This is a genomic window from Duganella hordei, from assembly GCF_040369125.1.
GTDB lineage: Bacteria > Pseudomonadota > Gammaproteobacteria > Burkholderiales > Burkholderiaceae_D > Rugamonas > Rugamonas hordei.
The window spans coordinates 242,208-265,313 of the sequence record NZ_BPWI01000004.1; the positions used below are offsets into that span (position 1 = coordinate 242,208).

The 23,106-nt window shown below is 65.6% G+C and carries 20 protein-coding genes and 1 tRNA gene; 17 read left to right on the plus strand and 4 right to left on the minus strand.

Going from position 1 to position 23,106, the window contains the following annotated elements; translation table 11 throughout:
- Positions 1 to 24: 24 nt before the first annotated feature.
- The 11 genes from ABWW33_RS11685 (at position 25) to ABWW33_RS11735 (ending at position 12,145) form a co-directional block, all read left to right on the plus strand.
- On the plus strand, positions 25 to 459 hold the full coding sequence (locus ABWW33_RS11685) for a YchJ family protein (RefSeq protein WP_176653316.1): 435 nt from the start codon (positions 25 to 27) through the stop codon (positions 457 to 459).
- A gap of 44 nt (positions 460 to 503) precedes the next feature.
- Positions 504 to 2,126: a carboxyl transferase domain-containing protein gene (locus ABWW33_RS11690; protein WP_353401692.1), complete on the plus strand. Its 1,623-nt coding sequence runs from the start codon at positions 504 to 506 to the stop codon at positions 2,124 to 2,126.
- 9 nt (positions 2,127 to 2,135) lie between these two features.
- Positions 2,136 to 3,005: a dienelactone hydrolase family protein gene (locus ABWW33_RS11695; protein WP_353401694.1), complete on the plus strand. Its 870-nt coding sequence runs from the start codon at positions 2,136 to 2,138 to the stop codon at positions 3,003 to 3,005.
- A gap of 2 nt (positions 3,006 to 3,007) precedes the next feature.
- On the plus strand, positions 3,008 to 3,793 hold the full coding sequence (locus ABWW33_RS11700) for an enoyl-CoA hydratase/isomerase family protein (protein ID WP_353401696.1): 786 nt from the start codon (positions 3,008 to 3,010) through the stop codon (positions 3,791 to 3,793).
- 17 nt (positions 3,794 to 3,810) lie between these two features.
- Positions 3,811 to 5,145 carry an adenosylmethionine--8-amino-7-oxononanoate transaminase gene (gene bioA / locus ABWW33_RS11705; protein ID WP_353401698.1) on the plus strand — a complete coding sequence of 445 codons (1,335 nt, stop codon included), beginning with the start codon at positions 3,811 to 3,813 and terminating at the stop codon, positions 5,143 to 5,145.
- A gap of 2 nt (positions 5,146 to 5,147) precedes the next feature.
- Positions 5,148 to 6,332 carry an 8-amino-7-oxononanoate synthase gene (gene bioF, locus ABWW33_RS11710; protein WP_353401700.1) on the plus strand — a complete coding sequence of 395 codons (1,185 nt, stop codon included), beginning with the start codon at positions 5,148 to 5,150 and terminating at the stop codon, positions 6,330 to 6,332.
- 1 nt (position 6,333) lies between these two features.
- Complete coding sequence (gene bioD / locus ABWW33_RS11715) at positions 6,334 to 7,116, plus strand: dethiobiotin synthase (protein WP_353401701.1); 783 nt, start codon at positions 6,334 to 6,336, stop codon at positions 7,114 to 7,116.
- Between the two features lie 17 nt (positions 7,117 to 7,133).
- Positions 7,134 to 8,183, plus strand: coding sequence for a biotin synthase BioB (bioB, locus tag ABWW33_RS11720; RefSeq protein WP_176653309.1), 1,050 nt, complete (start codon positions 7,134 to 7,136; stop codon positions 8,181 to 8,183).
- Positions 8,184 to 8,248: 65 nt separating this feature from the next.
- A complete protein-coding gene (locus ABWW33_RS11725; RefSeq protein ID WP_353401702.1) occupies positions 8,249 to 10,288 on the plus strand; it encodes an acetyl/propionyl/methylcrotonyl-CoA carboxylase subunit alpha in 2,040 nt (679 codons plus the stop codon).
- 11 nt (positions 10,289 to 10,299) lie between these two features.
- Positions 10,300 to 11,232, plus strand: coding sequence for a 2-hydroxyacid dehydrogenase (locus ABWW33_RS11730; RefSeq protein ID WP_353401704.1), 933 nt, complete (start codon positions 10,300 to 10,302; stop codon positions 11,230 to 11,232).
- 1 nt (position 11,233) lies between these two features.
- A complete protein-coding gene (locus ABWW33_RS11735; RefSeq protein WP_353401705.1) occupies positions 11,234 to 12,145 on the plus strand; it encodes a hydroxymethylglutaryl-CoA lyase in 912 nt (303 codons plus the stop codon).
- A 12-nt stretch (positions 12,146 to 12,157) separates the two neighbouring features.
- On the opposite strand, the gene ABWW33_RS11740 is transcribed toward ABWW33_RS11735, so the two are convergent.
- The 3 genes from ABWW33_RS11740 to ABWW33_RS11750 form a co-directional block, all read right to left on the minus strand.
- On the minus strand, positions 12,158 to 14,512 hold the full coding sequence (locus tag ABWW33_RS11740; RefSeq protein WP_353401707.1) for a beta-galactosidase: 2,355 nt from the start codon (positions 14,510 to 14,512) through the stop codon (positions 12,158 to 12,160).
- Complete coding sequence (locus ABWW33_RS11745; RefSeq protein WP_353401709.1) at positions 14,513 to 17,287, minus strand: TonB-dependent receptor; 2,775 nt, start codon at positions 17,285 to 17,287, stop codon at positions 14,513 to 14,515. It lies immediately after the preceding gene.
- 411 nt (positions 17,288 to 17,698) lie between these two features.
- Positions 17,699 to 17,775 (minus strand) — tRNA-Pro (locus ABWW33_RS11750).
- Between the two features lie 122 nt (positions 17,776 to 17,897).
- Here ABWW33_RS11750 and ABWW33_RS11755 point away from each other — a divergent pair.
- Positions 17,898 to 18,530 carry a hypothetical protein gene (locus tag ABWW33_RS11755; protein ID WP_176653301.1) on the plus strand — a complete coding sequence of 211 codons (633 nt, stop codon included), beginning with the start codon at positions 17,898 to 17,900 and terminating at the stop codon, positions 18,528 to 18,530.
- Here the strand turns inward: ABWW33_RS11755 and rsmI are convergent, their stop codons facing one another.
- The gene (gene rsmI, locus ABWW33_RS11760) at positions 18,531 to 19,439 is read right to left on the minus strand and encodes a 16S rRNA (cytidine(1402)-2'-O)-methyltransferase (RefSeq protein ID WP_176653300.1); all 909 of its coding nucleotides are present in this window, start codon (positions 19,437 to 19,439) and stop codon (positions 18,531 to 18,533) included.
- Positions 19,440 to 19,449: 10 nt separating this feature from the next.
- On the opposite strand from rsmI, the gene ABWW33_RS11765 reads away from it, so the two are divergent.
- The 5 genes from ABWW33_RS11765 to ABWW33_RS11785 are packed head-to-tail and all read left to right on the plus strand — an operon-like array spanning position 19,450 to position 23,067.
- Positions 19,450 to 20,844, plus strand: coding sequence for a penicillin-binding protein activator (locus ABWW33_RS11765; RefSeq protein WP_353401712.1), 1,395 nt, complete (start codon positions 19,450 to 19,452; stop codon positions 20,842 to 20,844).
- 7 nt (positions 20,845 to 20,851) lie between these two features.
- Positions 20,852 to 21,202, plus strand: a complete 351-nt coding sequence (locus ABWW33_RS11770; RefSeq protein WP_176653298.1) for a YraN family protein — start codon at positions 20,852 to 20,854, stop codon at positions 21,200 to 21,202.
- A 57-nt stretch (positions 21,203 to 21,259) separates the two neighbouring features.
- Complete coding sequence (locus ABWW33_RS11775; RefSeq protein ID WP_176653297.1) at positions 21,260 to 21,856, plus strand: phosphoheptose isomerase; 597 nt, start codon at positions 21,260 to 21,262, stop codon at positions 21,854 to 21,856.
- A complete protein-coding gene (locus tag ABWW33_RS11780) occupies positions 21,849 to 22,496 on the plus strand; it encodes a BON domain-containing protein (protein WP_176653296.1) in 648 nt (215 codons plus the stop codon). Before ABWW33_RS11775 ends, ABWW33_RS11780 begins: the two co-directional genes overlap by 8 nt.
- Positions 22,497 to 22,548: 52 nt before the next feature.
- Entirely contained in the window at positions 22,549 to 23,067 is a 519-nt protein-coding gene (locus ABWW33_RS11785) for a peroxiredoxin family protein (RefSeq protein ID WP_176653295.1), read from the plus strand.
- Positions 23,068 to 23,106 lie beyond the last annotated feature (39 nt).

Genomic DNA, 23,106 nt, shown 5'->3' on the forward strand with positions numbered 1-23,106 from the left:
CCACCAGCCAGTCCGCCCCAAAACATGTCCAAGAAGTCTATCGCGTCCGTGGCCTGCCCCTGCGGCGGCCCATCCCTCGCCACCTGCTGCGGCCCGTTTATCGAAGGCGGCGCCATCCCGCCGACGGCCGAAACGCTGATGCGCTCGCGCTATACGGCCTACGTCCAGCGCAACGAGCCCTACCTGATGGCGACCTGGCACGCCAGCACCCGTCCCGCCGAGCCGATTATGAGCAACGAAGAAAAATTGCAGTGGCTGGGACTTGAGGTAAAATCTGCTTTACGTTTACGTCAACGTAAAGCAGAAGAGACCGACCCGACCAGGGATACGGTGGAGTTTGTCGCGCGGTTCAAGATCAATGGCCGGGCGCAGCGCCTGCACGAGATCAGTAATTTTGTACGCGAGCCGGCCGAAGGCGGGGCACGCTGGTTTTACGTTGACGGTAGTTTTCCGGAATAAATCACCACGACGCGTCCGAGACCACGCGCAATAAAGGAAAAGCAATGCCGCAGATCGAAAGCAAACTCAATCCCCGCAGCGAGGATTTCAAGGCCAACGCGGCCGCCATGCAGGCCGTGGTGGACGACCTGCGCGACAAGATCGCCAGGATCGCCCTCGGCGGCGGCGAGGCGGCATCGGCCAAGCACGTCGCCCGCGGCAAGCTGCTGCCGCGCGACCGCGTGCAGATGCTGCTCGATCCCGGCACGCCTTTCCTCGAACTGTCGCAGATGGCCGCCTACGGCATGTACCAGGACGCCAACGGCGCCGACGCCGCGCCGGCGGCCGGCATCATCACCGGCATCGGCCGCGTGGCCGGCCAGGAGTGCGTGATCGTCTGTAACGACGCCACCGTCAAGGGCGGCACCTACTATCCGATGACGGTCAAGAAGCACCTGCGCGCGCAGGAGATCGCCGACCAGAACAACCTGCCCTGCATCTACCTGGTCGATTCGGGCGGGGCCAACCTGCCGAACCAGGACGACGTGTTCCCCGACCGCGACCACTTCGGCCGCATCTTCTACAACCAGGCCAACCTGTCGGCCAAGGGCATCCCGCAGATCGCCGTGGTGATGGGCTCCTGCACCGCCGGCGGCGCCTACGTGCCGGCGATGAGCGACGAATCGATCATCGTCAAGGAACAGGGCACCATCTTCCTCGGCGGCCCGCCGCTGGTGAAGGCCGCCACCGGCGAGGTGGTGACGGCGGAAGACCTGGGCGGCGGCGACGTCCACACCCGCCTGTCCGGCGTGGCCGACCACCTGGCGCAGAACGACCTGCATGCGCTGTCGCTGGCGCGCACCATCGTCTCCAACCTGAACCGCAGCAAGCCGCAGCAGGGCGCCTTGCGCGAAGCCGCGGAGCCGAAATACGCCACCGAAGAACTGTACGGCGTGATCCCGGTCGACACCCGCAAGCCGTTCGACGTGAGAGAGGTCATCGCACGCATCGTCGACGGCAGCGAATTCGATGAATTCAAGGCGCGCTACGGCACCACGCTGATCTGCGGCTTCGCCCACATCTTCGGCATGAAGGTCGGCATCATCGCCAACAACGGCATCCTGTTCTCCGAGTCCGCGCTGAAGGGCGCGCACTTCATCGAGCTGTGCGCGCAGCGCAAGATCCCGCTGGTGTTCCTGCAAAATATCACCGGCTTCATGGTCGGCCGCAAATACGAAAACGAAGGCATCGCCCGCAACGGCGCCAAGATGGTGACGGCCGTCGCCACCGCCGTCGTGCCCAAGTTCACCGTCATCATCGGCGGCAGCTTCGGCGCCGGCAACTACGGCATGTGCGGCCGCGCGTTCTCGCCGCGCTTCATGTGGATGTGGCCCAACGCCCGCATCTCGGTGATGGGCGGCGACCAGGCGGCATCGGTGCTGGCCACCGTCAAGCGCGACGGTATCGAAGGCAAGGGCGGCTCGTGGTCGGCGGAGGAAGAAGCGGCGTTCAAGCAGCCGATCAAGGATCAATACGAACACCAGGGCCACCCGTACTACGCCACGGCGCGCCTGTGGGACGACGGCGTCATCGACCCGGCCGATACGCGCATGGTACTGGGCCTGGGCCTGTCCGCCGCGCTGAACGCCGAAATCGGGGACACCAAGTTCGGCGTGTTCCGGATGTAAGGGATGGACATGCGGAACCGATATCTTCAAGGCGCAGCACTGCTTCCGGCCGCACTGGTTTGCGCCGGCGCGGCGGCCGCCGCCTTGCCTGCTGTCGACGCCCGCATGAACGAACAGGTCGTATCGGTTCCGGCCAAGATAGGCCGCGAAGAAATCAGCCTGCAAACCACCATCTTCAAGCCGCCAGGCGACGGCCCGTTCCCGGTGCTGTTCATGAACCACGGTAAAAACGGCGGCGACGCGCACCGGCAGGAGCGGGCCCGCTATCCGGTCATCAGCCGCGAGTTCGTCAAGCGCGGCTACGCGGTCGTGATCCCGATGCGCAAGGGCTTCGCCGGCTCGGGCGGCACCTACGTCAATTCGCACTGCAAGGCGCGGGAGAACGGCGAAGACCAGGCCACCTCGCTGTACTTCGCCATGGAATACGCGATGAAGCAGCCGTGGGCCGATCAGGAGCACGTGATCATCGCCGGCCAGTCGCACGGCGGCCTGACGGCGCTTGCCGCCGGCAGCCATAACATCAGCGGCGTGCGCGGCGTGATCAACTTTGCCGGCGGCGTCAACAGCCAGTCGCACTGCGACTGGCAGGCCGCGCTGGTCGACGCCTTCAAGGCCTACGGCGCGGCAAGCACCACGCCGAGCATCTGGTTCTACGGCGCCAACGATACCCATTTCGGTCCCAAGCTGGCCGCCAGCCTGTACGCGGCCTATACCGGCGCCGGCGGCAAGGCGCAGCTGGTGGCCTACGGCCCGTTCAAGCACGACGCGCACACGATGAGCTCCAGCCGCGACGGCGTGGCCATCTGGCTGCCGCAGACGGAGCGCTTCCTGCAATCGGTCGGCATGCCGACCGAAATCAAATACACCATCAAGGACTGAAGATGAGCTTTACTACTCTGGACATCAGCCGCGAAGGCAAGACCGCGACCGTCACGCTGAACCGCCCCGACGTGCGCAACGCCTTCAATGAAACGACGATAGCCGAAATCACGCAGGCCTTCCGCGATCTGGGCGCCGACGCCGATCTGCGCGCCATCGTGCTGGCGGCAAACGGCCCGGCCTTCTGCGCCGGCGCCGACTTGAACTGGATGAAAAAAATGGCGGGCTACACGCACGCCGAAAACCACGCCGACGCTCTGCAACTGGCGGAGATGCTGCGCACGATCTACCTGTGTCCCAAGCCCGTCGTGGCCAAGGTGCAGGGCGATTGCTACGCCGGCGGCATGGGCCTCGTGTCCGCGTGCGACATCATCGTCGCGGCCGACGAGGCGAACTTCTGCCTGAGCGAAGTGAAACTGGGACTGATCCCCGCGACCATTTCGCCATATGTGATCAAGGCCATGGGCGAGAACGCCTCGCGCCGCTACTTCCTGACAGCCGAACGCTTCAGCGCGCAGGAGGCGCTGCGCATCGGCTTCGCCCACGAGGTAGTGGCAGCCGATGCGCTCGACGCCAAGGTGGCGGAGATCGTCAAGGCGCTGGTCAACAACAGCCCGAACGCCGTGCAGCAAGCCAAAGTGCTGGTGCGCGACGTGGTCGGACAAACCGTCAACGATGCGCTGCTGGCCGATACCGCCGAACGCATCGCCCATATCCGCGCGTCGGAGCAGGGCCGCGAAGGCGTGGCCTCGTTCCTGGAAAAGCGCAAGCCGGGCTGGCTCGGCTAACAGAGTTTGGAGTTGTTTTGGAATTGAATAAACAAAGCGACTGGGTAGCACGCAGCCTGCGCAGCGTATGGCATCCGTGCACCCAGATGCAGCACCACGAAACCGTGCCCCTGATTCCGGTCAAGAGCGGCAAGGGCGCGTGGCTGTACGACCATGAAGGCCGCCGCTACCTGGATGCGATCAGCTCCTGGTGGGTGAACCTGTTCGGCCATGCCAACCCGCGCATCAACGCGGCCCTGAAAGACCAGCTGGATACGCTGGAACACGCGATGCTGGCCGGCTTCACGCACGAGCCGGTGATCGAGCTGTCCGAGAAGCTGTCGGCGCTGACCGGCCATGTGCTGGGCCACAGCTTCTACGCCAGCGACGGCGCCTCCGCCGTCGAAATCGCGCTGAAGATGAGCTTTCACTCGTGGCGCAACAACGGCAAGAGCGGCAAGCAGGAATTCGTCTGCCTCAAGGGCAGCTACCACGGCGAGACCATCGGCGCGCTGGCCGTCACCGACGTCGCGCTGTTCAAGGACGCCTACGGCCCGCTGCTGCGCGCCTCGCAAACGGTGATGTCGCCGGACGCTCGCAATGCCAATGCCGCCGAAGGCGAGACGGCGGCCGACGTGGCACGCCGCGCCGCGGCCGATGTCGAACGCCTGTTCGCCGAACGGGGCGACCAGATCGCCGCCATCATCATCGAGCCGCTGGTGCAATGCGCCACCGGCATGGCGATGCACGATCCGCTGTACCTGAAGCTGGTGCGCGAACTGTGCGACCGTCATTCGGTGCACCTGATCTTCGACGAAATCGCCGTCGGCTGCGGCCGCACCGGCACCTTCTTCGCCTGCGAGCAGGCCGGCGTGTGGCCGGACTTCCTGTGCCTGTCCAAGGGCATCAGCGGCGGCTACCTGCCGCTGTCGCTGGTGATGACGCGCGACGAGATCTACCTGGCCTTCTACAGCAGCGACGTCACGCGCGGCTTCCTGCACTCGCACTCGTACACCGGCAATCCGCTGGCCTGCCGCGCCGCCCTGGCGACGCTGCAGATCTTCGAGGAAGACGACGTGCTGAACGCCAACCGCGCCAAGGCCGAGCGCCTGACCGCCGCGCTGCAACCGCTGGCGCGACACCGGCAGGTGCGCAACTTCCGCCAGCGCGGCATGATCTGGGCCTTCGACGCCGTCGACGCCGCCCCCGATTTCTCGCGCCGCTTCTTCGCCACGGCGGTGGAGCACGAGCTGCTGATGCGCCCCATCGGCTCCACCGTCTACATGATGCCGCCGTACATCCTCGACGACGAGGAAATCGACGGCCTGGCCGCCAACACGCTGGCCGTGTTCGACAAAGTGATGGCGGGCTGACCATGGAACTGCTCAATCAACTCAACCGCCAGCTGCAGGCGCTGGACGAACGCAGCCTGATACGCCGGCGCCGCACCGTCGATTCGCCGTGCGGACCGCGCGTGTCGGTGGACGGGCGCGAACTGCTGGCCTTCTGCAGCAACGACTACCTCGGCCTGGCCAATCACCGCAAGCTGAAACTCGCGCTGCAGGAAGGCGCGGCGATGTACGGCGTCGGCAGCGGCGCCTCGCACCTGATCAGCGGCCATGGCCGCGCCCACGCCATGCTGGAACAGCGCCTGGTGGAATTCGTCGGCGCCCACCTGGAATCGCCGCGCGCGCTGACCTTCTGCACCGGCTACATGGCCAACCTCGCCATCATCACCGGCCTGACCGCCGGCGACCGCGAGGCCGAGATCTTCTCCGAATCGCTGAACCACGCCTCGCTGATCGACGGCGCGCGGCTGTCGCGCACCAGCGTCAAGGTCTACCCGCATGCCGACCTGGAAGCGCTGGCGGCCATGCTGGCGGCGTCGAAAGCCGCCACCAAGCTGGTGGTGACCGACAGCGTCTTCAGCATGGACGGCGACCTGGCGCCGCTGCCCGAGCTGCTGGCCCTGTGCGAACAACACGGCGCATGGCTGGTCATCGACGACGCCCACGGCTTCGGCACGCTGGGCGCCAACGGCCACGGCGCGCTGGAGCACTTCAACCTGCGCTCGCCGTACCTGGTCTATATGGGCACGCTGGGCAAGGCCGCCGGCGTGGGCGGCGCCTTCGTCGCCGCGCATGAAACGGTGATCGAAACGCTGATCCAGAAAGCCCGTCCCTACATCTTCACCACCGCCACCCCGCCGGCGCTGGCGCACGCGCTGCTGACCAGCCTTGAACTGCTGGAAGGCGACGAAGGCCGCAACCGCCGCGCCCATCTGCAGGCATTGGTGGCACAATTGGACGATGGCCTGCGTTTGCAGCGCTGGCAGCGCCTGCCCTCGAACACGGCGATCCAGCCCATCCTGATCGGCGATAATGCTGAAACCATGCGCGCCGGGGCGGCCTTGTACGAGCAGGGGCTGTGGGTGGGCACCATCCGGCCGCCGACGGTCCCCCCGGGCACTTCGCGCCTGCGCGTGACACTGTCCGCGGGGCATAGCAGCATGGAAGTCGCAAAATTGATAGCCGCGATCAATGCATTGGAAAGGACTTGATATGAGTCTCGACGATCCCGTGATAGCAGTGGATGTACCGCAGACGCAGGTGCAACCGGCCCCCGTGACCACCGGCATACCGCCGCGCTTTTGCTGTTTTGTCACCGGCACGGATACCGAAATCGGCAAGACGCTGGTTTCATCGGCGATGCTGCACGCGCTGGTGCAGGCCGGCGTGCGCGCCTGCGGCATGAAGCCGGTCGCCGCCGGCGCCGAGCTGCGCGACGGCGCATGGCACAACGACGATTGCGACCAGCTGGCCGCCGCCGGCAACGTCCACCTGCCGCAGTCGATCACCACGCCGTTCCTGCTGAAGGAGCCGGCCGCGCCGCATATCGCCGCCGCGCTGGAAGGCATCACGATTTCGCCGGTGCCTATCCTGGCGGCCTACGTCGAGATCCACGCCGCGTCCGACGCGGTGGTGGTGGAAGGCGTGGGCGGCTTCCGCGTGCCGCTGAACGACGATTTCGACACCGCCGACCTGGCCGAGCAGCTCGACCTGCCGGTGGTGCTGGTGGTCGGCCTGCGGCTGGGCTGCATCAGCCACGCCTTGCTGACGGTGGAGGCGATCGAGTCGCGCGGCCTGAAGCTGGCCGGCTGGGTCGCCAACGAAACACAGGCGGACATGGAGTTCGCCGACGAGAACGTCGCAGCATTGGAACAGCGGATCGCTGCGCCGCTGCTGGGCCGCGTGCCGCGCCTGGAACAGCCGGGCGCCGAAGCGGCGGCCGCCCATATCGACTTTACGCAGCTGCCGTATTGGCCAGCTCAGAACAAACTTTGAACGAAGAAGGAATCACGATGTCCCTGAACACCCTCCAAGAACCGAAAACCGTTTCCCTGCACCGTCCGACGGCCGCGATCACCTTGCCGCCCGCCGCCACCTGGCCGCTGGAAGACGTGATGGCGCTGTTCGACCTGCCGTTCAATGACCTGATGTTCCGCGCGCAGCAAACGCATCGCGCCAACTTCCCCGACGGTGACGTCGAACTGGCGACCCTGCTGTCGATCAAGACCGGCGGCTGCGAGGAAGACTGCGGCTACTGCCCGCAAGCGGCACGCTACGACACCGGCGTCGAAGCCAAGAAAATCCTCGACATCGACACCGTGCTGGACGCGGCCCGCCAGGCCAAGGACAACGGCGCGACCCGCTTCTGCATGGGCGCGGCATGGCGCAGCCCGAAAGACCGCGACATGGACAAGGTCGAAGAGATGGTGCGCGAAGTGAAGGCGCTGGGCCTGGAGACCTGCGCCACGCTGGGCATGCTGGAGGAAAAGCAGGCCGAGCGCCTGAAAGCGGCCGGCCTCGATTACTACAACCACAACCTGGACACCGCCCCCGAGTTCTACGACAACGTGATCTCGACCCGCGAATACCAGGACCGCCTGGACACGCTGGGCCGCATCCGCGAGGCGGGCCTGAAGGTCTGCTGCGGCGGCATCGTCGGCATGGGCGAAACCCGCCTGCAGCGCGCCGGCCTGATCGCGCAGCTGGCCAACCTGAATCCGTATCCGGAATCGGTGCCGGTCAACCACCTGGTCCAGGTCGAAGGCACGCCGCTGTACGGCATGGATCCGCTGGACCCGCTGGAATTCGTGCGCACCATCGCCGTGGCCCGCATCACGATGCCGAAGGCGCGCGTGCGCCTGTCGGCGGGCCGCCGCCAGATGGGCGAGGCGGTGCAGTCGATGTGCTTCCTGGCCGGCGCCAATTCGATCTTCTACGGCGACAAGCTGCTGACCACCGAAAATCCGGAAGCGGAAGACGACCGCGCGCTGCTGGCGAAACTGGGCCTGAAAACCCGCGGCGCCGTGCTTGAATCGGCACCGAAGGAAAAGTGCGGCTGCTGATCCAGCCTCGCCGAACCACCACACAATAAAAAAACTTCCAGCCACAAGCTGCAAAGAGAGAGACCATGTTTACAAAAATATTGATCGCCAACCGTGGTGAAATCGCCTGCCGTGTAGCCGCCACCGCGCGCCGCATGGGCATCAAGACCGTTGCGGTCTATTCGGAGGCGGACGCCAACGCCAAGCACGTCGCCGTGTGCGACGAGGCTGTGCTGATCGGTCCCGCCGCCGCCAAGGAAAGCTATCTGCGCGGCGACAAGATCATCGCCGTGGCCAAGGCTACCGGCGCGCAGGCGATCCATCCCGGCTACGGCTTCCTGTCCGAGAACGCCGAATTCGCCGACGCCTGCGCCGAAGCGGGCCTGGTGTTCATCGGACCGCCGGCATCGGCGATGCGCGCGATGGGCTCCAAGTCCGCCGCCAAGCAGCTGATGGAGAAGGCCAACGTGCCGCTGGTGCCCGGCTATCACGGCGAACAGCAGGACGCCGACTTCCTGCACGCGCAGGCCGACAAGATCGGCTACCCGGTGCTACTGAAGGCTTCGGCCGGCGGCGGCGGCAAGGGCATGCGCGTGATCGAGAATTCGGCGCAGTTCAAGGACGCGCTGGCATCGTGCAAGCGCGAGGCCATCAGCTCCTTCGGCGACGACAAGGTACTGGCCGAGAAGTACCTGCTGCGTCCGCGCCACATTGAAATCCAGGTGTTCGCCGACACGCTCGGCAATTGCATCTACCTGTTCGAGCGCGATTGCTCGGTGCAGCGCCGCCACCAGAAGGTGCTGGAAGAAGCGCCTGCGCCGAACATGCCGGCCGAACGCCGCGCGGCGATGGGCGAGGCCGCGGTCGCCGCCGCCAAGGCCGTCGGCTACGTCGGCGCCGGCACCGTGGAGTTCATCGCCAACCAGGATGGTTCGTTCTACTTCATGGAGATGAACACCCGCCTGCAGGTGGAGCATCCCGTGACAGAAATGATCACCGGGACCGACCTGGTGGAATGGCAGATCCGCGTCGCCGCCGGCGAGCCGCTGCCGAAAAAACAAACCGAGCTGGCCATCAACGGCCACGCGATCGAAGCGCGCATCTACGCGGAGAATCCGGAGAAGGGCTTCCTGCCGTCGATCGGCACGCTGCGCCACATGGACACGCCGGGCGCGGTGACTTTCGAACTGGGCGGCTCGCCCGACCTGCCGGCCGGCGTGCGCATCGATTCCGGCGTGCGCGCCGGCGATGCGATCTCGCCGTTCTACGATCCGATGATCGCCAAGCTGATCGTCTGGGGCGCGGACCGCAAGCAGGCGCTGGCCCGCATGTCGCAAGCGCTGTCGCAATACCAGATCGTCGGCCTGAGCACCAACATCGCCTTCCTCAAGCGCCTCGTCGAAGGCCAGGCTTTCTCCACCGCCGACCTGGACACGGGACTGATCGAACGCAATCACGACACGCTGTTCCCGGCCGCGCAGGCCGCGCCGGACGCCGCGCTGGCGTTGGCCGCCGTGTCGCTGATCGAATCCGAGAAGGAGCGCTCGGCCGCGCAATCGGGCGCCAACGCCGCCGATCCGTGGGGCCAGGCGCTGGGCTGGCGCATGAACCACCCGTATGTGCGCGCGCTGTCGTTCAGCGACGAATTCGCGGCGGCCAAGCCTTACAGCGCCAACGTCAGCTATCGAGCCGCCGACTGGCTGTTCAGCGTGAACAGCGCGCAGCCCCAGGTCCTGAGCCTGATGTCGCAAGAGGGGAATGACTTCAGCATCAAGCTGGGCGACCAGGCCGTGCATGGCACCGTGCGCCGCGACGGCGACATGTTCCACGTCTTCACCAACGGCGCCCACTATCCGCTGGCCTACAACGACCCGATGGCCCACGCCGGCGAATCCGAGGCCGAAGGCGGCCGCCTGACCGCGCCGATGCCGGGCAAGGTGGTCGCGGTGCTGGCCGCCAAAGGCCAGGAAGTGAAGAAGGGCGATGCCCTGGTCATCATGGAAGCCATGAAAATGGAGCACACCATCGCCGCGCCGCACGATGGCGTGGTCGACGAAATCCTGTACAGCGTGGGCGACCAGGTGGCCGATGGCGCGCCGCTGCTGGCGTTCAAGACAGCGGCGTAAAGGAGATCATCATGCGTATTCTTTTACATCGAGCGGACGGCAAGACCGAGCCGTGGATCAAGGACTTCGGCAAGTACCTGCCGGAAGCCGAAGTCGAAATCTGGCACGCTGGCGAAAAAAACCAGACCTGCGACTATGCGGTCGTGTGGTCGCCGCCGGAAGCGATGCTGCCGGAGCTGGCGCAGGTCAAGGCGATCTTCGTCACCGGCGCGGGTGTCGACGCCATCCTCAAGTTTTCGGACGCGATCCCGGCGCACATCCCCATCATTCGCCTGGAAGACGCGGGCATGGGAATGCAGATGGCCGAATACGTCACGCATTCGGTGTTGCGCTACTATCGCCGCCTGGACGAATACGAGGCACAGGCGCGCGCGGGCCAGTGGCTGCCTTTGCCACAGCACCACAAGGAAGACTTCGCGATCGGCGTAATGGGCATGGGCGTGCTGGGTACGTGCGTGCTGGAGGCGCTGGCGCCGTTCGGCTTCCCGCTGCGCGGCTGGAGCCGGACGCAAAAAGCCATGCCGGGCGTACAGTGCTTCCACGGCGAAGATGGGCTGGACACTTTCCTGCGTGGCACGCGGGTGCTGGTCTGCATGCTGCCGCTGACGCCGGACACCAACAACATCATGAGCCGCACCAATATGTGCAAGCTGCCGCAGGGCGCGTTCCTGATCAACGTGGCGCGCGGCGCGCACCTGGCCGAGCCCGACCTGGTCACGCTGATCAAGTCGGGCCATATCGCCGCCGCCACGCTGGACGTGTTCCGCAACGAGCCGCTGCCGCTGCAGCATCCGTTCTGGCAGGAGCCGCGCATCACGATCACGCCGCACATCTCGGCGCTGACCCTGCGCCGCGAAAGCGTGGTGCAGGTCACCGAAAAAATCCGTAAATTCGCGCAGGGCGAGCAGGTCGCCGGCGTGGTCGACCGCAACCGGGGATATTGATATGAACAGTTTGCCGAAACAGGTAAAGATCGTCGAAGTCGGTCCGCGCGACGGCCTGCAGAACGAAAAAGAAAGCGTGCCGGCCGAGGTCAAGATCGAGCTGGTGAACCGCCTGACCAGCGCCGGCTTCCAGAACATCGAAGCGGCGTCGTTCGTGTCGCCGAAGTGGGTGCCGCAGATGGCGACCAGCAAGGAGGTCATGGCCGCAATCGAGCGCAAGCCGGGCGTGATCTATTCCGCGCTGACACCGAACATGCAGGGTTTCGAGGCGGCGCTGGCGGCGCAGGCCAACGAGGTGGTGATTTTCGGCTCTGCCTCTGAAGCCTTCTCGCAAAAGAACATCAACTGCTCGATCGCCGAATCGATCGCCCGCTTCGAAGGCGTGGCGAAGGCGGCCAAGGACAACGGCCTGCGCCTGCGCGGCAGCATCAGCTGCTCGTTCGGCTGCCCCTACCAGGGCGACGTGCCGCTGGACGCGGTGGCCGACGTGGTGGGCCGCATGCGTGACCTGGGCTGCGACGAGATCGACATCGCCGACACCATCGGCGTGGCCACGCCGCGCAAGACGCAGGCGGTGATGGAGCGGGCGATCCGCGAGTTCCGCATCGAAGGCTTGTCCGGCCACTTCCACGACACCTACGGCCAGGCGCTGGCCAACATCTACGCCAGCATGGAGATCGGCATCGCCATCTTCCACTCGTCGGTGTCGGGCCTGGGCGGCTGCCCGTACGCCAAGGGCGCCACCGGCAACGTCGCCACCGAGGACGTGCTGTACATGATGCAGGGCCTGGGCGTAGCCACCGGCATCGACCTCAACATCGTGGTCGACGCCGGCCAGTTCATTTCGCAGTTCCTGGGCCGCAAAGGCGCCAGCCGCGCCGGCAACGCCATCGCCGCCAAGCGCGCCGGTTGATACGCTACGGCGTCATTCGCGCACCAGCTTGTCGGCGACGTACATGCGGTATTGCCTGATACGGCCGGTGACGGTGTCGGGTCCCTGGCGCGGCATGTAGCGCACGCCCGCCACCTCCACCTGCTGGCCCAGGTCGATGATCAGCTGGTGCGGATGGCCCGCCCCGGCGGCAAACGCGGTATGCCAGTGATCCGACGCCTGCCCGTTGATGGCGTTGAGGGCAGAGCCGTCCTCCTTCTTCAGCTCTTCGCTGCTGACGTAGGCGATCGTCCACGACTGCTGGTTGATGGTCTTGCCGTCCTTGCCCAGCAGAGAAATCTCGGCGACCGCCGCGTACTGCTTGCCGTCGAAGGCGCTCAGCGATTCAAGACAGAACTGCCGGCCTTTGGCCGGCGCGGCGAACAGCACGTCCTGGGTCGCGCCGCCGGCGGCAAATTCGCCTGCTTGCGCCGGGGCGATGCCATCCAGCGCCGGCCTGACGGTGCTGGGAGGGCGCGCCAGATCCAGCTCCGGATTGAGCTGGTCGAGTATCGGCTCGGTGAGTCCGGCAATGCGGGCGCTGCGTGGACCGGTCAGGTCGAGCACGACGATTTCGTTGCGGCCCTTCCTGATCCAGGGCCCGGGCAGGTACATGGTCTGCGTCGGCCCGATGCTCCAGTAACGACCGAGGCAGCGGCCGTTGATCCAGACTATCCCCTGGCCCCAGCTGGACATGTCGAGGAAGGTGTCGGCCTGGCGGCCGGCCTCGAATCCGCCGCGCCAGAAGGCGGGGCCCTTGGCGCGTCCGGCCTTGAACGCCAGCGGCGGCAGCGTGCCGTCGGCATCGAAATCGATGGCGCGGATCTCCCAGTTCTCCAGCGGCTGCGCGGCGCCGTCCTTGGGCGTGAACGTCACCGGACCGTGCAGGCCCTTGCGGTCATGCACCTCCAGGCCGAAGTTGACCCGCGCGATGGTGTACAGCAGGATCTCCACCGTCACGGCCTTGCTGCGGGCCGGCACGGCGACCGAGAAGCGGCGGTGGCGCGTGTCCAGCGTCCCCACCTGCTTGCCGTCGATGTAGACCCAGGCCAGGTCGCGCACCTTGGCGGCGGCCAGCAATCCCGCCGGCCCGGCCGGCAACCGCACGCGATAGGCGACCAGGCCGCGGCTGATGTCGTACTGTTCGATCGGCTCCGGCGACGCGGCCTTGATCGTGCGCGGCGGCAGGTTGGCCAGCACCGGCGCCGATTCGGTCAGCGCAAACGCGTCGATGCGCATGACTGGATTGCGCGCCGGCGGCTCGGGCAGCACTTCGCCCGGCGCCAGGAACGGGCGCATGCCTTCGCGATAGGCGTTGAACTTGGCGCCCACCCATCCCGCTTCGCTGACCGGCGCGTCGTAGTCGTAGCTGGTGGTGTCCGGCCGGAAGGGACGGTCGCAGCCGCCCCACAAGCCGAACGTGGTGCCGCCGTGGGCCATGTAAAGGCTGAACGAGCCGTTCGCCTTGAGCATGGCCTGGATGTCGACGACGGCGCTCGTATTGTCGCCGCGCCGGTGAGGATTGCCCCAGGTGTCGAACCAGCCGGAATAGTATTCGCCGCACATCAGCGGTGCCTGCTGCACCGCAGCCAGCGCCTTGAAGCCGCCGGCCGGATCGCTGCCGAAGTTGGCCACCGACAGCATGCCCGGCAGATGGGTCTTGGCCACCGCGTTGGTCGGATTGCACTGGAATAGCGGCACGTCGAAGCGCGCGTCGAGCAGCGCCTGGCGCATGGTGCGCATGTAGTCCAGGTCTTCGCCGAAGAAGCCGTACTCGTTTTCCACCTGGACCATCAGGATAGGGCCGCCCTGGGTCACCTGCATCGCCCCCAGCACCCGGCCCACCTCCTTCAGGTAGCGCCGCGCCGGATCGACAAAGGCCGGATCGCGCGTGCGCAGGAAGGCGTCGCCCGGATTTTTCTTGAGCAGCCACCACGGCAGGCCGCCCATCTCCCATTCGGCGCAGGCGTAGGGGCCCGGACGCAGGATCACCCACAGCCCTTCCTTCTGCGCCAGGCGGCAGAACTCGACGGCGTCGCGCTGGCCGCTCCAGTCGAACTTCCCTTCGCGCCATTCATGGTAATTCCAGAACAGGTAGGCACACACGGTGTTCAAGCCCATCGCCTTGATGGCTTTCAGGCGATGCGTCCAGTACTCGCGCGGCACGCGCGCGAAGTGCATTTCGCCGCAGCGGATCTGCAGCGGCTTGCCGTCGATGAGAAAATCGCTGGCGCCGACGGCAAAGCGCGGCGCGCCCTGGGCGCCGGCGTGAAGCGGCAGCAGGGCGCCGCCGGCGGCGGCAGCGGCGCCCTGCAACAGGCGGCGGCGGGGCAGGTTCGCCCGCGTCATTTAGAACGCCACCCGCAGGCCGACGTTGGCACGGCGGCCGACATCTTCCAGGGTAAGGAACTGCGACTCATTGTTGGCATATTCGTGCATCCTCGAGTTGGTCAGGTTGATGAAGTCCGCGTAGAGGGCCATCTTCGGCGTCAGGTTGTAGCGCAGGCTGGCGTCGGTCTGGCCATAGGCCGCCCGGGTGCGCGGCAGGGTGCTGCCGCCGCCGCAGTCGACCGAGAAGCGGTTGCGCCAGTTATAACTCACGCGGGCCTGGAATTTGTCGTTTTCATAGAACACCGAGCCATTATAGGATTGCGGCGACAAGCCGGGGTAGCCGCAGGCCGGCACGCTGCTGTCGGTATCGGTGTCGCGGGTCGCGCTGGCGTCCACGTAGGTATAGTTGGCCGCCACGCCGAATCCCCGCAGCCAGGAGATGCCGTTGTCGAAGGCATACTGGCCGGCCAGCTCCACGCCCTTGATCTTGCCTTTTTGTCCGTTGCGTATGCGGGTGTCGTGGACCACTTCATCGTACTGCGGAATCTTCATGTCCACCATCTTGGTCTCCAGGAAGTCGGAGACGTCCTTGCGGAACACGGCGGCGCTGACGTAGTTGGTCTTCGACAGATACCATTCGTACGACAGGTCGTAGTTCTTCGACTGCATCGGCTTCAGATAGGGATTGCCGCCGCCGGTCTGCACATCGCCATAGCGCCCGCCGTAGGAATTGCTCACACCCATCTGGTTCAAGGTGGGACGGGTCTCGGTCTTCGATGCGGCCAAACGCAGCAGCATGTCGGCGGTCAGGTCGAATTTCAGGTTGGCCGACGGCAGGAAGCTGTTGTAGCTGTTGCTGACGGTGGTCGTGGCTGCCGGGCCCCAGTTCAGGATATAGGTCGTGTCGTTGGGGCTTTTCACCGCCGACAGCAAGGTGCGGCTGATGCCGGTCGATGCCGAGTTCACGTGCACCACACGCATGCCGGCATTCGCCGACCAGCCCGAGCCTTCCCATTTGGAGTCCACGAAGAAGCTCGATACCTTCTCCTTGACGCCCCACATGTCCGGCTTGGTGTAATCGATCGCCATCGGACCATTCGGATACTTGGTCTTGTCCAGGTACAGCGCCGGATCATTGGATTGCGCCAGCAGCGAAGGCTGGTTCAGGTAATTCATGTAGGCATACGGATCGAAGCGGAGGTAGGCGCTTGGAATCTGCGCGCCGCCGCCCATGAAGTTATCCATCGGCGTGACGGTGAACAGCGACGACGGCAGGGAGACGTGATAGCCGCTGAAGGCGTTCCAGGCGTCGTTGTTCCACTGCGTGCGTTCCACGTTGCGCTGCGAGTAGGCCATGCCGGAATCGATGCCCTTGAAATAGCCCATCTCGTGATTCCAGGCCAGACTGAAACGTCCCTCCTGCAGGTCGTCGAGATTGCGGATGTCGCCGTACGATACCGCGTGGGCACGCACCGCGGTCGGATCGGCGATGCCGTCGCCGAACACCAGGCCGGGGGTGCCGGCGAAGGTCAGCACATCGCCGTTCTTGGGCACCATGCCGGCCACGATCCACATATTCGGGGACTTGGAGGTGGTGCGGGAGTCGGCGATATCGCCTTCCAGTTTCAATTCCGGCGTCAGCGCCCATTTCGAGTTCAGGCCGAACGCCTGCGTGGTGGACAGGCGGTCGCCGCCCTTGACGATCATGTCGTTCGAATTGGCCTCGCCCAGCAGCTTGCCGCTGCCGGCCAGCGCCGGATTGTTTGCGTAGAAGATCGAGCCGGGCCGCAGGAAGCTGGTGACCTGGTTGTTGCTGTCATACTTGACGCCGAGCTGCACGGGATTGTTCCAGTCGCTGAACGCGATCACGTCGTTCTTTTGGTCGAGGCGCGAATACAGGGCGTCCGCGGTCAGTTTCCAGGTCGGGGACGGGTTGTATTGCACCGTCAGATTGCCGACCAGCCGCTTGCGGCTTTCATTCTCCTGCTGGAAGCCGTAGCTCTGCGGCATGTAGAGCTTTTTGGTGGTCACGTCGGCCATCGTCAACCCTTTGGAGTTGAGGTCGCCGTTGATCATCGACACGTCGCGGTAGTTCCAGGCGTCGTTGACGGCCTTGTTTTGCTTGGAGGCGCGGTCGGTGTAGGAGAGCGAGCCGGTCACGCCGAAGGTGCGGTTCTCGTTGGCGAACGAATACATGCCGCTGATGTTGGGCGTATTCTTCTTGGAATTCGAGTCGTAGGAATCCGACACATTGACCACCGAGGTGTGGCCCAGTTTTCCCGACAGCGGCCGCGCGGTCTGGATGTCCACCGTCGAACCGATGCCGCCCTCGGGCAGGAAGGCCTGCGACGTCTTGTAGACCAGGGCCTTCGAGATCAGGTCGGAGGACAGCAGGTCGAAGGAAAACTCGCGGCCGCCGGTGTCGCTGGTCATGGTGCGGCCATTGACCAGCACATTGTTGAACTCCGGCCCCAGGCCCCGCACGGAGATGTAGCGCCCTTCGCCGTTGTTGCGCTGGATCTGCACGCCGGTGACGCGCTGCAGGGATTCGGCGATATTCGTGTCCGGGAATTTGCCGGCGTCTTCGGCCGACACCGCGTCGACCACGCCGTCTTGTATGCGCTTGGTCGTCAGGGACGAGGACAGCGATGCGCGTATCCCGCTGACGACGACCGTCGTCCCGGTATCGACAGGCTTGGCCTCGCTGCCCGTCTGGGCAGAGGCGCCGACCATCATCAACATTTCGGCAATGACAGCGGCCATGACCGTTTTACGCATCTTAGGTGTATTCATATTCATTGTGTCTCCGTGCTCTTAGTTATAGGAATGAATGAATGTGCGAATGCCTGCCTGTTCCGGCGCTCAGCTCTTACATTTGGGGACGGGCGTTCGCGGGTGCGGCGAGCTAGCGGGGGTCGCTGCGGGCGTAAGTCATGACGAACACGTTGGCGATGGGCCAGTTGAGCGTTGATTGTTCCATGGTCTCTCCGTAGTTTTTTATTGCGCGTTTTCGCCGCGCTAAATTCATGTTACGCAACAGCTTGTTTGCTAACCAATTGCGTATTCAATTGAAACCATTACCAATTCGTATAGCTCGTTTGATATGGCGAGAGGCGGGAGAGAGGCGGAAGGGATGCGCCAAGGGCGCAAAGGATAAAAAAAAGACCCAAGAGCCTGAGCTCTTGAGTCTTTTTTCTTGAATCTTGGTCGGAGTACAAGGATTCGAACCTTGGACCCCCTGGTCCCAAACCAGGTGCGCTACCGGACTGCGCCACACTCCGAAGAAGCAAGATAATACAAGCTGCCTCAGTATCCGTCAAGTGCCGCTATGAATTCAGTATGTACCATGGCGGTTTTTTTTCAATGTGAGATGATGCGGTGTGCACAAATTAGCGAAAAAACCATGAACGCGACCTTTACCCAGAGTCAGCCCGCCCAGCTGCGGCGGCCGGGGATAGTCGCGGGCATCGCCATCTCGCTGGTGCTGCATCTGCTGCTGATATTCGGCTACCGGCTGTCGCTGCCGGTGGCGCCCGAACAGCCTCCGGCCAGGACGATGACGGTCTGGCTGCAGCCGCCCAAGCCCATTGTCGCCACGATAGAAACGCCGGCCAAGCCGGAGCCCAAGGAAGAACCGGCGCGCAAGCGCAAACGCGATCTGGAGCGGCCCGCGCTGGCCGCCCGTCCCAGCCCGCCAGCGCCAGCGCCGGTCCCGGCCACCTCGCAGGCGATCACCTTGCCGGCGCCGTCCAGCCCCGTGGCCGATCCGCTGCATCCGGAAGAGCAGCCGAAGAAATTCGACATGAACGCGGCGCTGAAGACCGCCCGCAAGGTCGCCAACGAAAAAGACCCGGCCCGCGCCGGCCTGCCGGTGGCCCAGCTGGACGACCATCCGCTATACCCGGAGCAGCGCGAAACCCAGCTGGCGCGCGACATCGCCGGCGCCAAGCGCGGCGACTGCAAGAACACCGGCGCCGGCTTGCTGTCGCCGCTGATCTGGCTGATGGACAAGAAAGACAGCGGCTGCAAATTCTGACTACGCTTCGCCCTTGAGCTGCAGCGCGCGGTCATACAGCGCGTTCTTCTTGCGGCCGGTGATCTGCGCCGCCAGGTTGGCGGCCTGCTTGACCGAGCATTCGGTCAGCAGGATCTTCAGCACCCGTTCGGCCTCCAGGTCATGCTCGTCCTCGGCCGCCGGCGCGCCTTCCAGCAGCACGACGAACTCGCCTTTTTCCCGGTGCGGATCGGCCTTGATCCACGCTTCCGCCTCCGACAGCGGGCAGCGGTGGATTTCCTCGAACATCTTGGTCAGCTCGCGCGCGAACACCACCTGGCGTTCCGGTTCGAACACCGCCGCCAGCGCCGTGGCGCAATCGAGGATGCGGTGCGGCGCCTCGTAAAACACCATGGTCGCCGTCACCGCGCGCAAGGTGCCGAGGAAGTTCTCGCGCTGCTTGGCCTTGGCCGGCAGGAAGCCGACAAAGTAAAACTGGTCGTTCACCAGGCCGCTGGCCGACAGCGCCGTCACCGCCGCCGACGCGCCCGGCAGCGGCAGCACCCGCAGGCCGGCGGCGCGCACCGCGTCGACGATGCGCGCGCCCGGATCGGACACGGCCGGCGTGCCCGCGTCCGACACCAGCGCGATGCGCTCGCCGGCCTGCAGGCGCGTGATCAGCGTTTCCGCCACTTCCCGCTCGTTGTGCTGGTGGGCGGCGATCAGCGGCTGGTGCAGGCCGAAGCGGGTCATCAGCTGGGCGGTGTTGCGCGTGTCCTCGCACGCCACGGCATTGACCATGCTCAAGACGTGCAGCGCGCGCAGGCTAATATCCGTCACATTGCCGATCGGGGTCGCCACGACGTACAAGGTTGCGCTAGGATAGGTCTGGTGCGCCATTTCGCCCATCACGGGCAGGGTGGCGATGGAGCTGAATTCTTGTGCGGTCATTGGGGGTAGGATGAATAGTGTGAGGTTGTCGCTGCTATGTGCGGCGGTGGCGCTGGCGAGCGGCTGCAGCACGCCGTTTTGCGATGCGCCCGGTGGATTGTGCGCGCCCGGCTCGGCAAATACAAGTGCGCTGCCCGCGCCGCCGGTCCGCCCCGCCGCGCAGCCGCTGCCGAAACCGCCGCCGGAACCCACGCCGCCGCCGGCGGAAGTGTTCGCCGTCACGCTGCCCGGCGTGTCCGCCGCGCCGTCTGCCGACGTTCCCGCCACCCGGCAGGATGAAGCCGCGCAGGGCGGCTTGCCGGCCAACCCGCCGGTCCGCATGGGCCTGCTGCTGCCGTTGCGCTCGGAAACGCTGGGCGCCGCCGCCGACGCCGTCCGCGCCGGCTTCATGGCCGCCTGGGAGCGCGACCGCGACAACATCACCGTCAGCGTGATCGAAACCGGCGACGTGCCGCAGGACGTGCTGTCCGCCTACGCCCACGCGCAGGAAAAACAGGACATCATCGTCGGCCCGCTGGCCCGCTCGGCGGTGGCGGCGCTGGCCGCCAGCCCGCTGCTGGGCAAGCCGACCATCGCCCTCAATTATCCGGAGGGCCACGGCACGGCGGGCGCCGCGCCGCTGCCGCCGCAGATGCTGGCGATGGGGCTGTCGATCGAGGAAGAGGCGCGCCAGGTCGCGCAGCTGGCGGCCGCCGACCATCCGAACGCCACCGCCATGATTATCAGCACCGGCACGCCATGGCAGCGCCGCGTGGCGGCCGCCTTCGCCGCCCAGTGGCAGCGCAACGGCGCCGCCGTGCGCATGGTCGAGCTGAGTTCGCCGGACGGCTACCTGAGCGACCCGGAACTGGTCCAGCTGCGCGCGCGCCTGCGCGACGATCCGCCCGGCCTGCTGTTCTCGGCCATGAGCGCCGACCAGACCCGCCAGTTGCGCGGCGCCCTCGGCGACAACGTCAGCACCGAGCCGACCAATCCCATCTTCAGCACCGCCGACGCGCTGCCGCCGCCTCCCGCACCGGCGCAGCCCGCCGGCCTTGGCGGGCTGCCGCTGTACGGCACCTCGGCGCTGAACGCCGGCAACGGCAACAACAGCCCGACGCAGGAACTGGACGGCGTGCGCCTGCTCGACCTGCCGTGGCAGATCCAGCGCGACCATCCGGCCGTGATGGTCTATCCGCATCCGGTGCAGGCGGCCAGCGCCGACATGGAACGGCTGTACGCGCTCGGCATCGACGCCTACCGCGTGGCGCGCGAAATCGGCCGCCATCCTGCCGGCCGCTTCAGCCTGGACGGCGTCACCGGCCGCCTGACCGTCGACTTCGGCCAGGGCGGCGCGGCCAGCTTCGAACGCATCGAGCCGGCGGCCGTGGTCAGGAACGGCGTGCCGCAGCCGATCGGCCCGTGAGGCCGCCATGCCCCGCACCGAACAGCAGCGGCTGGGCCGGCTGGGCGAGGACCGGGCGCTGGCCTACCTGGACGCCCGGGGCCTGAAGTTGCTGGACCGTAATTTCCTGTGCAAGGCCGGCGAGATCGACCTGATCATGCAGCACGGCGGCCACCTGGTGTTTGTCGAAGTGCGGCGCCGGGCCGGCGGCGGCTTCGGCGGGGCGGCGGCCAGCGTCACCCCGGCCAAGCAGCGGCGGCTGATCCACGCCGCGCAGTTCTACCTGATGCGCTACCCCAGCCCGCCGCCGTGCCGCTTCGACCTGGTGGCCATCGACGGTGATAAGTTGTCATGGTTGCAAAATATCCTGCAGATGTAAGCATTTTTAACAGCGCTTGTCCGGCTTGCTGAACGACTGCACTATAATCAGCACACTATGACAAACCAACGCATCCTGGCGCACTTCCACGAAAGTGCCGAAATCAAAATCCAATCCGCCACCGTCCTCGCGCCGCATATCGCGCAGGCGATCGACTTGATGTTCTCGGCGCTGTCCAACGGCAACAAGATCCTGGTCTGCGGCAATGGCGGTTCCGCCGCCGACGCCCAGCATTTCGCCGCCGAGCTGGTCGGGCGCTTCGAGCGCGAGCGCTTCCCGCTGCCGGCGCTGGCGCTGACCACCGACACCTCGATCCTGACGGCGGTGGCCAACGACTACAGCTACCGCGAGATCTTTTCCAAGCAGGTGCAGGCGTTCGGCCAGGCCGGCGACATCCTGATGGCGCTGTCGACCTCGGGCAACTCGGCCAACGTGATGGCGGCCATCGAGGCGGCGCTGGAGCGCGAAATGCGCGTGGTGGCCTTGACCGGCAAGGGCGGCGGCGCGATCGGCAAGATGCTGACCGACGCCGACGTCCACATCTGCGTGCCGGCCGACCGCACCGCCCGTATCCAGGAAGTCCATTTGACGACGATACACTGCATTTGCGACGGCATCGATGTCGCTCTATTTGGAGGAGATGTGAATGATTAATCCCGGCGCAATCTGGAACAAGGTACAGCGTCCGCTGGCCATGAGCGTACTGTGCGGCGCCATGCTGGCCTCGTTGTCGGGCTGCGTCGCGCTGGTCGCGGGCGGCGCCATTTCCGGTACCCTTGCCGCCACCGACCGCCGCACCCTGGGCGCGCAGACGGAAGACCGGGCGATCGAAGTCAAGGGCAGCATCAAGCTCAACAACGTCGTCGGCGATGCCGGCCACGTCAACATCAACGCCTTCAACCGCCGCGCGCTGCTGACCGGCGAAGTGCGCGACGAGGCCATGAAGGCGGCCGCCGAACGCGAAATCCGCGCCATCGAGGGCGTGCTGTCGGTCATCAACGAACTGGAAGTGGCCGGCCCGGCCAGCTACACCTCGCGCTCCAACGATGCGCTGATCACCACCAAGGTCAAGGCCAGCCTGGTCGACATGAAGGATATCTCGGCCAACTCCTACCAGGTGGTGACCGAGCGCGGCGTGGTCTACCTGCAGGGCCGCGTGACCCAGCGCGAAGGCCAGATCGGCGCCGACGTGGCGCGCGGCGTCAGCGGCGTGACCAAGGTGGTCAAGGTGTTCGAATACATCACCGAGGAAGAGTGGAAGACCTACCAGCCCAAACCGGCGTCCAACTCATAAACCGGAGGAGAGGTCTATAATGGCCTCACCTAATTCGACGCCTGAGCCTATCATGCAAGAGACCAAATCCTCCCCCGCCTGGGTCAAGCCCGTGCTGGCCGCCGTGGTGATCGCCGCGGTCGGCTTTGGCGCCTATGTGTCGCTGAACAAGCGCCAGTCGGCGCCGGAAGTGACTTTCCTCAGCATCAGCGGCGAGAAAATCGCGCCCGACAGCCTGCGCGGCAAGGTGGTGATGGTCAATTTCTGGGCCACCTCGTGCACCACCTGCGTGGGCGAGATGCCGAAGATGGTCGACACCTACAACAAGTACAAGGCGCAGGGGCTGGAATTCGTCGCCGTGGCGATGAGCTACGACCCGCCAAACTACGTGCTGAACTACGCCCAGACCCGCCAGCTGCCGTTCAAGGTGGCGCTCGATATCGACGGCTCGGCCGCCAAGGCCTACGGCAACGTGGCGATGACGCCGACCACCTTCGTCATCGGCAAGGACGGCAAAATCCTCAAGCGCTACCTCGGCGAGCCGGACTTCCCCGCACTACACAAACTGCTGGAAGAATCGCTGCACGGCTAAAACCCGGGGTCAGATCCGACATTCGGACACGAGCTCTAC

Excerpts from the sequence above, each read along its gene's own strand:
- ABWW33_RS11685 (WP_176653316.1), top strand. The coding sequence starts at position 25 with ATGTCCAAGAAGTCTATCGCGTCCGTGGCCTGCCCCTGCGGCGGCCCA.
- ABWW33_RS11690 (WP_353401692.1), top strand. The coding sequence starts at position 504 with ATGCCGCAGATCGAAAGCAAACTCAATCCCCGCAGCGAGGATTTCAAG.
- ABWW33_RS11695 (WP_353401694.1), top strand. The coding sequence starts at position 2,136 with ATGCGGAACCGATATCTTCAAGGCGCAGCACTGCTTCCGGCCGCACTG.
- ABWW33_RS11700 (WP_353401696.1), top strand. The coding sequence starts at position 3,008 with ATGAGCTTTACTACTCTGGACATCAGCCGCGAAGGCAAGACCGCGACC.
- bioF (WP_353401700.1), top strand. The coding sequence starts at position 5,148 with ATGGAACTGCTCAATCAACTCAACCGCCAGCTGCAGGCGCTGGACGAA.
- bioD (WP_353401701.1), top strand. The coding sequence starts at position 6,334 with ATGAGTCTCGACGATCCCGTGATAGCAGTGGATGTACCGCAGACGCAG.
- bioB (WP_176653309.1), top strand. The coding sequence starts at position 7,134 with ATGTCCCTGAACACCCTCCAAGAACCGAAAACCGTTTCCCTGCACCGT.
- ABWW33_RS11725 (WP_353401702.1), top strand. The coding sequence starts at position 8,249 with ATGTTTACAAAAATATTGATCGCCAACCGTGGTGAAATCGCCTGCCGT.
- ABWW33_RS11730 (WP_353401704.1), top strand. The coding sequence starts at position 10,300 with ATGCGTATTCTTTTACATCGAGCGGACGGCAAGACCGAGCCGTGGATC.
- ABWW33_RS11735 (WP_353401705.1), top strand. The coding sequence starts at position 11,234 with ATGAACAGTTTGCCGAAACAGGTAAAGATCGTCGAAGTCGGTCCGCGC.
- ABWW33_RS11740 (WP_353401707.1), bottom strand. The coding sequence starts at position 14,512 with ATGACGCGGGCGAACCTGCCCCGCCGCCGCCTGTTGCAGGGCGCCGCT.
- ABWW33_RS11745 (WP_353401709.1), bottom strand. The coding sequence starts at position 17,287 with ATGAATACACCTAAGATGCGTAAAACGGTCATGGCCGCTGTCATTGCC.
- ABWW33_RS11755 (WP_176653301.1), top strand. The coding sequence starts at position 17,898 with ATGAACGCGACCTTTACCCAGAGTCAGCCCGCCCAGCTGCGGCGGCCG.
- rsmI (WP_176653300.1), bottom strand. The coding sequence starts at position 19,439 with ATGACCGCACAAGAATTCAGCTCCATCGCCACCCTGCCCGTGATGGGC.
- ABWW33_RS11765 (WP_353401712.1), top strand. The coding sequence starts at position 19,450 with ATGAATAGTGTGAGGTTGTCGCTGCTATGTGCGGCGGTGGCGCTGGCG.
- ABWW33_RS11770 (WP_176653298.1), top strand. The coding sequence starts at position 20,852 with ATGCCCCGCACCGAACAGCAGCGGCTGGGCCGGCTGGGCGAGGACCGG.
- ABWW33_RS11775 (WP_176653297.1), top strand. The coding sequence starts at position 21,260 with ATGACAAACCAACGCATCCTGGCGCACTTCCACGAAAGTGCCGAAATC.
- ABWW33_RS11780 (WP_176653296.1), top strand. The coding sequence starts at position 21,849 with ATGATTAATCCCGGCGCAATCTGGAACAAGGTACAGCGTCCGCTGGCC.
- ABWW33_RS11785 (WP_176653295.1), top strand. The coding sequence starts at position 22,549 with ATGCAAGAGACCAAATCCTCCCCCGCCTGGGTCAAGCCCGTGCTGGCC.